At 42.6% G+C, this 11683-nt stretch carries 9 protein-coding genes; 8 read left to right on the forward strand and 1 reads right to left on the reverse strand.

Annotated features, from left to right (window positions below; translation table 11 throughout):
• Positions 1-30 precede the first annotated feature (30 nt).
• From MHI01_RS26935 to MHI01_RS26950, 4 genes are all read left to right on the forward strand, one after another.
• Positions 31-1707, forward strand: a complete 1677-nt coding sequence (locus tag MHI01_RS26935) for a ParB N-terminal domain-containing protein (protein ID WP_180361898.1) — start codon at positions 31-33, stop codon at positions 1705-1707.
• The gene (locus tag MHI01_RS26940; protein WP_101314992.1) at positions 1700-2629 is read left to right on the forward strand and encodes a ParB/RepB/Spo0J family partition protein; all 930 of its coding nucleotides are present in this window, start codon (positions 1700-1702) and stop codon (positions 2627-2629) included. Before MHI01_RS26935 ends, MHI01_RS26940 begins: the two co-directional genes overlap by 8 nt.
• 159 nt (positions 2630-2788) lie before the next feature.
• Entirely contained in the window at positions 2789-3187 is a 399-nt protein-coding gene (locus MHI01_RS26945) for a hypothetical protein (protein WP_101314991.1), read from the forward strand.
• On the forward strand, positions 3141-3920 hold the full coding sequence (locus MHI01_RS26950; RefSeq protein ID WP_340984550.1) for a hypothetical protein: 780 nt from the start codon (positions 3141-3143) through the stop codon (positions 3918-3920). Before MHI01_RS26945 ends, MHI01_RS26950 begins: the two co-directional genes overlap by 47 nt.
• A 578-nt stretch (positions 3921-4498) precedes the next feature.
• Here MHI01_RS26950 and MHI01_RS26955 read toward each other — a convergent pair.
• Positions 4499-5473, reverse strand: a complete 975-nt coding sequence (locus MHI01_RS26955) for an ABC transporter substrate-binding protein (protein ID WP_340984551.1) — start codon at positions 5471-5473, stop codon at positions 4499-4501.
• 204 nt (positions 5474-5677) lie between these two features.
• Between MHI01_RS26955 and MHI01_RS26960 the strand changes: the two genes are divergently transcribed.
• The 4 genes from MHI01_RS26960 (at position 5678) to MHI01_RS26975 (ending at position 11463) form a co-directional block, all read left to right on the forward strand.
• Entirely contained in the window at positions 5678-7528 is a 1851-nt protein-coding gene (locus MHI01_RS26960; RefSeq protein WP_340984552.1) for an AraC family transcriptional regulator, read from the forward strand.
• Between the two features lie 170 nt (positions 7529-7698).
• Positions 7699-8241, forward strand: coding sequence for a CueP family metal-binding protein (locus tag MHI01_RS26965; protein WP_340984554.1), 543 nt, complete (start codon positions 7699-7701; stop codon positions 8239-8241).
• 175 nt (positions 8242-8416) lie between these two features.
• Positions 8417-9418, forward strand: a complete 1002-nt coding sequence (locus MHI01_RS26970) for an ABC transporter substrate-binding protein (protein WP_047843871.1) — start codon at positions 8417-8419, stop codon at positions 9416-9418.
• Positions 9415-11463, forward strand: a complete 2049-nt coding sequence (locus tag MHI01_RS26975; RefSeq protein WP_036617472.1) for an iron ABC transporter permease — start codon at positions 9415-9417, stop codon at positions 11461-11463. The genes MHI01_RS26970 and MHI01_RS26975 overlap by 4 nt, the downstream gene beginning before the upstream one ends.
• Positions 11464-11683 lie beyond the last annotated feature (220 nt).

Genomic DNA, 11683 nt, shown 5'->3' on the forward strand with positions numbered 1-11683 from the left:
ATGATGATATCTGGAGAGGGGGACTTGCATTTGATTCAGCCTCAATCCACAGAGATAACAATAGAAGAAGTCATAGATCAGCATGCTAAAAACGTAAAAAGAACAGCAAGAAGATTTTTCTACTCTAGAATGTTATACGACAATTGGCTATTGGACGATCTCACACAACAAGGCTATTTAGGACTTATAGAGGCGTATTCGAAATTCAATTTTAAAAAAGGAAAAGAGTTTTTCTGGCGTTATGCTTATAAATTTGTAAAGGGAAGAATGATAGAGTTTACAATACAACACTACAATATTGTACGACCTAGCCAAAAAATAAATAGCATAATCCTTAAAATAATGAGTCGAAATCTACTAGGAATGTCACCAGATGTTATTTCCCAAGAACTCGGATGCTCCTACAATATGGCCGTTCAAGCTTTGCATTTTTATGTAATTAGGCGTCAATTATACTTATATGACTCAATTAATTCAAAGCAAGAAAACCAAGATGAAAGACAGCTTATAGATGTGATTGCGGTCGAAGAAAATCAGGATCAAATATTTAAAATCGAAAGTGTAGGAAGCTTTTCTACAATAGAACAGAAAGTTGCTGACAAGCTAATAGAAGGCTACAGCAGAGAGAATATAATAGAATATTTTACGATCTCCGCAGCTCAATTAAGAATGAATATTGATGAAATATTAAGAAAATGCGATTTCGATTACCAAAAAATTATTAATAGAAATGAGGCGTTACTATTGCAAATTTCAGCACTCAATCTAAATGGTCAACCACAGCAGAAAAGTGATGATAATTTTAAATGGGTGCCAATTGAATATATTTTTGCTAATCCCAGTAACCCCAGAAGAGATCTAGCCGTCGACACAAATCAATTACAACAAATAATAGAAACAAAAGGTTGGGAAGAGCCAGTAACGTGTTATAAGAAAGGAGAGTACTACATTTTATTGTCTGGACACCGTAGATGGTATGCAGCAAAACAATTAGGGCATGACAAGATGCCTGTATTTGTAGTGGACGCACCTACTACATCTGCTGAGGAGAAAGATCGTTTAGGCTCATTACAAAGTGTGCAAGTGGAATGGACACCATATGAAATAGCTAAAAACATATACGACCGTTGGATATTTAGCGGGTGTATCGCATATGAAGAATTTTCAAAAAAAATAGGAGTACCTAAAAAGAAAATTGCTGCAAAAATTCGCGTTTACAAATATTATCTACGTGTTGAAATTGAAGACAAACTGAAAAATGGCATGTATTCGATCTCTATGCTTGACTACATCATTACCTGGATTAAGCGATTGTGTGAATTTCATCCTAACTTGGTGAAATCGCTAGATGAGGATTTTATAAGAATACAAATGTTAAAAAAATACGAAAACAAATGTTTTAATAGTAACATTCTTAATGATAGAAATTTCGTATGCAATGCTAGTGAAAAAGAGATTATATCGTTTCTGTCGGACACTACCAAAACGTTGAAACAATCAGAGATTGAGATGACAATCAATCGTTCGGGAAAAGATGATAATTACAACGGAATATATAAAACAATGGACGACTCAATAGCAACTGTTCAAAAAATTGAATGTAAAGATCGTAAAGAAGCACAAATATTAATAGACGAGTTAATTGATTTAATGGAAATGTTAAAGAATAAGAGCCTTGAATTACAAGGGGGAGTTAGACTTGAGTAACTATTCCAAGTTGATAATGGCAGATATAAAGGATGTCGAACCAAACCCGTTGAATCCACGAATGGATAACACAATTAAAACTGATGAATTACAACGAGTAATTAAAGAAAAAGGATGGGAGGTTCCTATAACCTGCTATGAAAGAGATAATAAGTATGTAATTCTATCAGGTCATCGAAGATGGCATGCAGCAAAAAAGTTAATGCAAAGAAAAATTCCAGTGTATTTAGTTGAGCGGCCACAAAGTATCGAAGAAGAACAGGAAAGATTAGGATCAGTCCAAGGTGGTAAATCAGATTGGAGTGTATATGAATGGTCTAAGCACACTCATGATATGTGGATTTATTGGGAAAAGTGTTCGTTTAGTGAGCTCGCACGCAAAATGAACAAAAGTGTTGCTTTTGTATCAGCAAGAGTAAAGGTATTTAGCTATTATCCACATTCTGAAATCGAACAAAGTTTAACCAATAATAAAATATCAATCTCCGCACTAGCATGTTTAATACAATGGTTGAACAATTTAAATAGATTAAAGCCTGAAATAGTAGAAGATCACAAATTGGATACAGTGCGGACAACAATGTTGTCCAAAATTGAGAGGGGATTAGTTGGAATATTGGATCTTAAAACGGACTCATTTATCCACAAAGCCAACTCTGAACAATTAAAAAGTTTTTTAGTAGATCCTGATAAGAAGTTATCTGACGCACTTCTCGAGATAGATGGGGATAGTATGAGATATAGAGGGAAAAGTAAAATTAATACCTATATCCAAGATATAAATAACGCAAAAGATATTTTTAAAAGAATAAATTTTTCTGGCAACGAGCATGAACGTATAAGATTGCAGGAAAGAATAGAACAATATTCAAACACAATCTTACGTCTGAAAACTGATTTGAAATTATATATTGATAATTAAAAAACCTTCAAAAAACTAACTGTGATCCCTTCTGGGAATCACAGTTTTTTTATATCTGAGAATTTAGACGGATGAAATATAATATGTTCTAAGAAATGGTATAATATTGTCGAATAACATCAAAATCTGTTAGCTGATAAAAAATGTTGGAGGTAGCAGATGAAAAAAATAAACAAATTTATATCTTCTCCTCTTGAATTTGAGGTCTTGGAGCATGACAAGGTGATTGCCAAAGTGAAGTTGGATTATAGCAATCAAACGGTTGATGTATGGCAAGATAAAAGTGTATCGCCTGTTTTTCTCCCTTTTCCAAGCAAGTCTAAGGTAACCGTTGGGGATGTACTGGATTACTTTGAATCCAGATGTTTTCCTCGCACCAGACACCATGCCGATAAAATTTTGCAATCATTGGGTCTGAATGATTACGTAGCTTCGGAGATCGTAAAACAAACACATGGTGTGTTATATGATGATTATGTCTGGATTAGATTTTCTAATGAGGAGTTGTCTTGTGCTGATGTCCATCCCCGTTTTGCAGGTGAGCAAGGATTCTCGTAAGACTTTTGTCAGTAGTAGCAAGGGTGACCAATTAAAATGGAAAATTGAGAATAAGTGGGGAAAAGCTAATAAATTTGGTTATGAAGGACTGGCGGAGTGGGTAGCGTTCGAGCTAATTAGACGATCCAATATTCCATCAGGACTTATAGTTCCTTATACGCAGTGTGTTCTGATTGAGGAAAACGTTGAATATCCGGGTTGTTATTCTGAAGATTTTCTGCAGCCGGGAGAGAGTATCATTACTTTGCATCGCATTTTGGAGAGTTATGGTGTCAAATTTGAAGATTTACAGCAAGGACAGAGCACACGAGATTCCGTGCTTTTAGTTGTTGATTTTCTCAAGGATGTATTGAAATTAGATACGCTAGAGTACTTCTCAATCATGTTACCACTGGACGCGATTCTGCTAAATGAAGACCGACATTTGAATAATATCGCTTTTATACATGGTCCTGATGGATATAGACTCTGTCCACTTTTTGATCACGGTCTAAGCCTTTTGTCAGATACAACAGACTATCCGCTAAGCATGCCAACAAGTATTGCATTGCGCAAGATTAAGGCGAAGCCATTTAGCAGTGATTTTTCAAAACAAGCACGTGCGCTTCAAACAAATCTTCAATTCGATCGATCTTCAGTTATTCAATTCATTGAACAACATGATCAAGTTCTTGGGAGAGTTGCTCAAATTTTAAGATCCCAGATTCGAAAGTATGAACACTTATTTGTGTAACTAGATATAATGTTTCGGTAACAGTGAGATATTCAAACTCCAAAAAACAGCGCCACCTGAATCGTTCTGGTGAGCGCTGTTTGTGTAATCTTTTTTGAACTGGATAAAAACTTGAATTCCCAGACTACCAATCTTGGCGAATGGATAGATGATTTTCTGAGGAACTCAGGACATCTTATTTGGCCTTCAGCTCCTCTTTTTAAATTGTAAGGTCCATCAGACACGTTATCTACCAAAATCCCCTTATAAAAACACTGAAAACGGCTTGTTAATCGGATATAGAGTGTCTCAAGTTCCTTAGATTTCTGTAGGCGCTTCAAACCGTTGAATAAGACGCCTCAGATTCGTTAGCGCTCGCTCCATGTTTTGATCTAACCGGCGGCGAGCCTAGAGGACGACCCTGAATCCCGCCAGAAGAGAAGCTTTTCATTGTAAGGAAGAAAATCTGCTTTCACGACGTCTTGATCGCTTGCTCGCACTTGAAAGGTACGTTCTCACACATTCAGGATTCAGTGCGCTTGCCTACGCTGAACACGTTCAGGTTCGGTTTCGGGTCTCACTAGATTTGAAAACTCGCGCTAATTCAGCTCAGTCTGTCCACTTGCGAGTCGATCTGCGATCTCTTCGGCTTGTAGAATGGAGGTATAGGGATCAGCAGTGAAATATTTATGAATATCCAGTTTGTAGATATGGTCGTTCTGCACCGCAGGCAGATTGTCCCAGACATTAGGCAACAGGGAGTGATCTTTCGTGCCTTCTGTAACCATCATCAGCAGGTAATCACCTACATACTCTCTAAAGACCTCCGCGCTAGCTTCCAGATTTTCTTTGCCTAGGTCCAGAAGATCTGACTTCACCTTGGGTGCCGGAGTTAGTCCAAGCAATTCATAGGCTGCTCTTCCACCACGATTGGCGCTGTTGCCAATAATGGCTGGGTTCTTCAAAAAGTTAAAATCGGCAACGGTGAAGGTGGCACCGTCTGGAATTACACCTTTAATTTTGGCCTGAGCAGCTACGATCCGTTGTTTAAACGATTCGTTCCAAGTTATGGCTTCTGCTTTGCGGTTCAGAATCTCGCCCATGGCTGTCACTTCTGCTTCCATGGAATCATACTGATCGGGTACGAATACGACAGTCGGAGCGATTTTGGAATAGGTCTGAAATTTCTCCTGGTCCCATGTGATAATCAGGTCCGGTTCCAACTCTACCATTTTCTCAAGTGAAACCTCACTGTGGTTACCCAAATCCGCGCTATCCACAAGTTTGTCACGCAGGAATACTCCATAATCCAGCAGGCTACTCGGCACACCAACTGGTGTTACGCCGACAGCCAGAACATGTCCTATATTCCAATCAACGACAACCCGCTCCGGGTTGAGGGGGACTGTAACGTCTCCCATCATCGTGGAGAGTGTTCTTGTTTGCGGTGCGGTGTTTCCTGTTTCTGTCGTCCCAGGTTTCACGGTCTCTTTCTGGGTACAACCACTAATGAATACGGCCATGATCAGCAAAACAGGCAGGGTGATACGATACCAAGCTTTCTTAAACAACATGACGAACCCTCTTTCTAATTGATAATGATTTTCATTTAATATAACTCTAGAGACAATCTAACCATTGCACAATAACCAATTCGGAAGCGGAAGCATAACCATTTCAGAACTCAATCGACAGGTTGAACTGAGAATGATTATCATATATGATGAGGCGAAGCTTTGGATGTGGTAACGAGGAAACACAAAGAAAGGTCCATGACGATGAACATAGAAGAATACGGGGCATTATGGGAGCATATAACAATCCGATTACTGGATATTCGGATCATGACCGTTAACATCAGTGAAGATCCTAATACGTGGACGCTTCCCTCGAATGCTTTTTTATTAATTACGAATGGCAAGGGGAAGATCTGGCTTGGTCAGGCGATGCATCACATTAAAGGGACATATATTCTGCACGCCTCCAAAGGAACGCGTCTGGATTGTCTGGCTAATAAGCCGATGGAAATACATATGTTGTCTTATTCGTCACCAGAGTCAGAGAAGCCAAATACTGAAAGATCCCAAACATATACTGGGTCGGAGTCTTTGCAAGTAAGTTTTGGTTTTGAACCAGCGTGTCCATTGCCATTAATTGAGATCATGCAGTTGATATACAGACAATGGAATGAACTACAGTCAGCAGGCCGAATTCAAACCAAGGCGTTGTTCTACCAATGGCTCGCCGAGATGCTGAAACAAATGCAGGAGCAAAGGTTTAACGATGCTAAGCTGAATCGGGTAGATCAGGCGGTGCATTATATGAAACGTCACTACGGGGAACCACTCAAGATAGAACAGGTAGCTGAAATGCTGAATTGTAGTCCAAGGTATCTGAACCAATTGTTTCAGCTTCAATTAAATACGAGTCCCAGCCGTGTGCTGTCACAGATTCGGATGGAACAGGCATTAAAACTACTGGTGAGCACGAATGGGACCTTACAAGAAATCGCGGAGAGAGTAGGCTATGAGAACGGCTACACGCTAAGTCGTTATTTCAAGAAACATTATGGTGTATCTCCTGAGTTTTACAGAAAGCGTCGAGAGTGCGGTGCTCCAGATGTAGCCCTGCAAACATCCCAACCACATGCCGCTCTGGAAAGTCATTATTCGGGATGGAGCGAACGAACGGTACCTATAGTTGAAGCTGACAAAAACCAGCCAAAACAGAAGATTATAGATCTACAAGGAGTCCAAGTGAGGAAGCCCCCAGCGCCCGAGGTACCAAGAGCCAGAACTCGAAAACTTGCCACAAGCATGGGCGAGATTACGATACCGACCAAGCCTAGCCGTGTTGTCGTGGACTGGAATTTGGGAGAAGTGCTGGCATTGGGAGTGACGCCTCTTGGAGCGCCGCATTCACTCATTGAAAGTAACCAAATGCTGGAGCCTTATATCTATGATCAAGTACAGGATATCGGCAATCATAATTTTATCTCGCTCGAAAAAGTGCTTGAACTGGAGCCCGATTTGATTATCACCTGGAATCCTGCTGCCTACGCTTCCTATGCCAGAATTGCACCTACGGTGGTCTATGGAGAGACTGGTTACGGCTCTGTCGCGGAGGAGATTCGAGAGATGGGACGTATTCTGAATCGCCAGACAGAAGCCGAAACATGGATTAAGGAATACGGGCGGAGAGTACATACTTTGCAGCAAACGATCCCGGGCAAGGTCTCCGCAGAGAAGACATTTACCGTCATTGATCCGAACTGGGGAGAACATATTACCCTTGTGGGAAATACGGGAACTCGTGGAGGTAAGGCAGCCTACGGGTTACTGAACTTGAAGCCAGCAGGCAAGGTTCGCCAGGAACTATTGGAGCCGGGCCTGGAATACCTGGATATTGCGCGGAGTGCGGTAGGTGGGTACCTGGAGGACTACCTGTTGGTGTTGGATAATGGTCCAAGACACGGACTTGATCAAGCTTCAGGCAAACCATGGCAGAAGTCCATCGAGACAGATCACTGCCGGATTATTAGCCTTGACTGGAATAGATATTTTCTATCCGACCCGTTGTCTGCGGTACTTCAAGCCGAGGAAATGGCAGACCGGATTATGGCATATTAATTGTCGCTCACGCAATGAACTGTAAGACTTATCGACCAGATATCATATATGCATATCCCGAAATGAGCGAACCATATATGTGAATATCTGGTGAATTTCTCGATGTTTAAGTCCATGATGGTTTGTTCTCCATTATACTTGATGAAAACGGACGAGGAGATGGACTCCAAATGAAAAAACAAATGTGGATCATTGCAAGTGTTGTAGTTGTGATTGTAATCGGAACCTATCTGTTTGCAAGCAATACGGGCAAGGAAGAGGCGGGTACAGCCAATGCGCCCAACATCCGAAAATTGGTGGAAGATATCAGCACAGGAAAAGAAACACCGGAATCTGCCTCCATTAATGCCAAACAGTTAATCGTCACCGATCAAGATGAAAAAACCATTACATATGATTTGCCTGAAAATGAATTTTTCCTTTCCATTGCACCCTATGTGGACCAGACCCATCCCTGTGCAATTCATAGCTTGACCGGTTGTCAGGGGGAAATGAGCAATAAGGAATTCAGTGTTACCATTCACGATTCTCAAGGCAACACTTTTATGAAAGATGAAGTGATGAAGTCTGGTGCAAACGGATTTATGGATTTTTGGGTGCCTAGAGACAGAACCTATCTGATTCGTATTGTTCGAGATGGAAAGGTTGCAGAAACGCAATTGTCTACATATGAAAATGATAATACATGCATCACTACGATGCAGTTGAGTTAACAGCAATCAATAGAAGGGAAGGATGGCTTTTGAGCTATCCTTTCCTTTTTTATTTGATAAAAGAATGGGAATAAGGTACTTTCCATTGACAAAAATCCATTCCTACGGCATAATCCAATAGTGATAATGATAATTGTTATCATATAAATACATATTAACAGGGGAGAAAAGAGATATGAAAAAAGGGTTGAATGGACTGTTGATTATGCTGGCCTTTGTGCTGGTTTTGGCGGGTTGTGGTAAAAGCACGACTACAACAGATACAAGTCAAGGTAGTGACTCGGGTAGTGCTCCGGCTGAAGAGACAGCAGGTCCTGTTACCGTGAAGCATAAACGTGGAGAGCTTAAGCTGGACAAACCAGCAGAACGTGTCGTTACACTTGAATGGACATATACGGAAGATGTTGTTGCCCTGGGTGTTCAACCAGTAGGTAACGCAGATAACGCTAACTATAAAGTGTGGGTAACATCCGAAGCAGCACTGGATGACAGTGTAACGGATATCGGAACACGCAGTGAACCAAATCTGGAAGCTATTGCTGCATTGAAGCCAGATCTTATCATTGCTAATGCAGATAATAACACGGCGGTTTACGATCAGCTTAACGCGATTGCTCCAACGATTGAATATGATCCGTATGATGGTGACGGCTATGATTATGACAAGATGACAGAGATATTTAATAACATTGCAACAGCTCTCGGTAAAGAAGACAAAGCAAAAGAAGTTCTGAGTAATCTCGATCAGCACTATGTAGAAGCCAAAGAAAAACTGGCTGCTGCGGGGAAAGAAAACTTCAACTTTGCACTGACACAAGCGTTCACATATCAAAATGCAGTCAGCCTGCGTATGTTTACCGATAACTCGGTTGTGATTGGTACTTTGGACAAAATCGGACTGGTTAACGAATGGAAGCCGGATAAAGTTGAGAACTATGGCTTCTCTACAGTAGGTATTGAATCCTTAACCGATGTAAAGGACAGTAACTTCATTTATATTACACAACCAGACGATGACGTCTTTGGCACAGCCATGAAAGATAACTCGGTATGGAACGGCCTGAACTTTGTGAAGGAAAAACGCACATATCAACTCGATAGTACAACATGGACATTTGGTGGACCGATCTCCTCCAAAGTATTGGTTGATGGGGTAGTCGAGGCGATTACCAAATGAGTTCGGTTCAAGGATCTAAGCCAGCTATGAATTGGCGCACAATAAGCATATATGGGGGCGGTCTAACCGCTCTCATCGTGCTTTTTTTTGTAAGTCTGTGTTATGGAGAAGCTTCCATTCCTTTGCATGTCGTTTGGGACGCTCTTACAGGCAGACAGGATTCATTAGAGCACAATATGGTCTGGGACTTGCGCATGCCGCGGACAGTAATCGGTATTCTTGCGGGTGGCGCACTGGCTGTTGCGGGCGCTTTGCTGCAAACGATTACTCGTAATCCATTGGCTGCTTCAGATACGCTGGGCATTAATGCAGGAGCGTACTTTGTGGTGGTGCTGGGAGCTATCGCTTTTCCAGGTCTATTAAGTCAGTCGCCTTTTCTTTTCGCAGCACTAGGTGGTTTGCTAGCAGCATTTGCGGCTTATTTCATGGGCGGCGGACGAACATCAAGCCCGGTTCGACTTGCGTTGTCCGGTATGATTGTATCGATGGTGCTTGGTTCATTTACAAGTGCATTACATATTTTTTTCTCCATGGAGACACAAGGGTTGTTCCTTTGGGGCTCCGGAACACTTGTCCAGAATGACTGGAGTGGTGTGTTTTATGCTTTACCTTGGGTGGTTGGTATTACCCTTCTCGCGTTAATTCTGTCCAGACAGTGGGATATGCTGGAGTTGGATGAATCAACAGCCTCTTCCTTGGGACAAAAGGTTACATTGGCTCGTGCAGTAGGGTTAATTCTTGCTGTATTGCTGGCCGCTGTGATTGTAAGTGTAATTGGGCCGATTGGCTTCGTGGGACTGGTCGCACCACATCTGGTTCGATTGAGTGGTGTACGTTCTAATCGATTACTTTTACCCGGTGTGTTCATATGGGGCGCAGCGCTCCTGGTTGGAGCAGATGTCCTCGCCAAGATGGTGCATAACTCCAGCATGGAACTGCCAACGGGTGCTGTTATGGCAATCATTGGTGCACCGTGGCTCATCTGGCTTGTTCTTACACGCATGAAGGCTGCAAACGGATCAGGCATGTCAACTTCAATGAGCACAGGAGGAGCCGCGCGTCGCTTTGCATTTGGCCCGATGGCTGTATTATTTTCAGTCATAACGGTCGTGCTTATCTTGCTCAGTACGATGTTTGGCGGTATGCGAATTCCGCTGGCCGATTGGTTACCAAGTCTGTTCCAATCGGATGGACTGTTCTCCGCGCTGATTCAGCTTCGGATTCCGCGTACACTTGTTGCCGCAGGTGCAGGAGCTGCACTGGCAATCAGTGGTGTACTCATTCAGATGGCGGTACGTAACCCGCTGGCAGATGCTTCAATTGTTGGTGTGTCCTCAGGTGCAGGGCTTGGAGCGATGATGGTCATCATCTTATGGCCGGGTCTTCCGATATACTTGCTGCCAATTGCGGCAATCATCGGTGCAGCCATTGCTGCAGTGGTGGTGTTCTCCCTCGCCTGGAAGAAAGGACTGAACCCTTCGGCGGTTGTGTTGCTGGGGATTGCAATGTCTGCCATTGCTGGAGCAGGTATTCAGATTCTGATTGTCCGTGGTGCGGTATACGGTAGCAGCGGATATATCTGGCTGACAGGAAGTACCTATGCTCGTACCTGGGAACAGGTGAGGGTTATCGGATTATTTTTAGTTATTCTGGTACCGGTGGCTTGGTGGCTGGCACGCAGATTCGAACTGCTGGTATTTGACGACAATAGTGCATCCGGGCTTGGTCTCGGAGTACGTCGTACACGATTATTAGCCATGACAGTTGGTGTATTACTTGCAGCAGGTGCGGTTGCTTGCGTAGGAACCGTTGGTTTTATCGGTCTGATTGCACCACATATGGTTCGGTTACTGACGGGGAATAAGTTAAGACGATCCATGTTCCTATCCGCATTAGCGGGTGCAGTCATGCTGGTGCTCGCCGATACAATCGGCAGAACCGTCATGGCACCGACAGAGATTCCATCAGGCATACTCATTGCGATCATCGGAACACCGTACTTCCTGTATCTGATGTATCGTTCCAACTGGCGCAAGTCTGTATAAAAAGTTCAAACCTGAAGCCTGCTCCCCGAGCAGGCTTTTTGCTGTAACGCGTGCCCAGAGGCACGCATGATCTTGTTGGTGAAAGTCCAACCCAAGGAGGGGCCAAGCCACCTTGGTAGCTAGGATGCTTGCATATGGCGAAATCTGTGTGCAAAAGCGCATCGACAAAAGTACCTGTCAGAAACAGGGCGAGCAACAAGCCAGGCCGTAACATGAAGTG

Origin of the sequence: Paenibacillus sp. FSL M7-0656 (genome assembly GCF_038003225.1) — a bacterium.
GTDB lineage: Bacteria > Bacillota > Bacilli > Paenibacillales > Paenibacillaceae > Paenibacillus > Paenibacillus amylolyticus.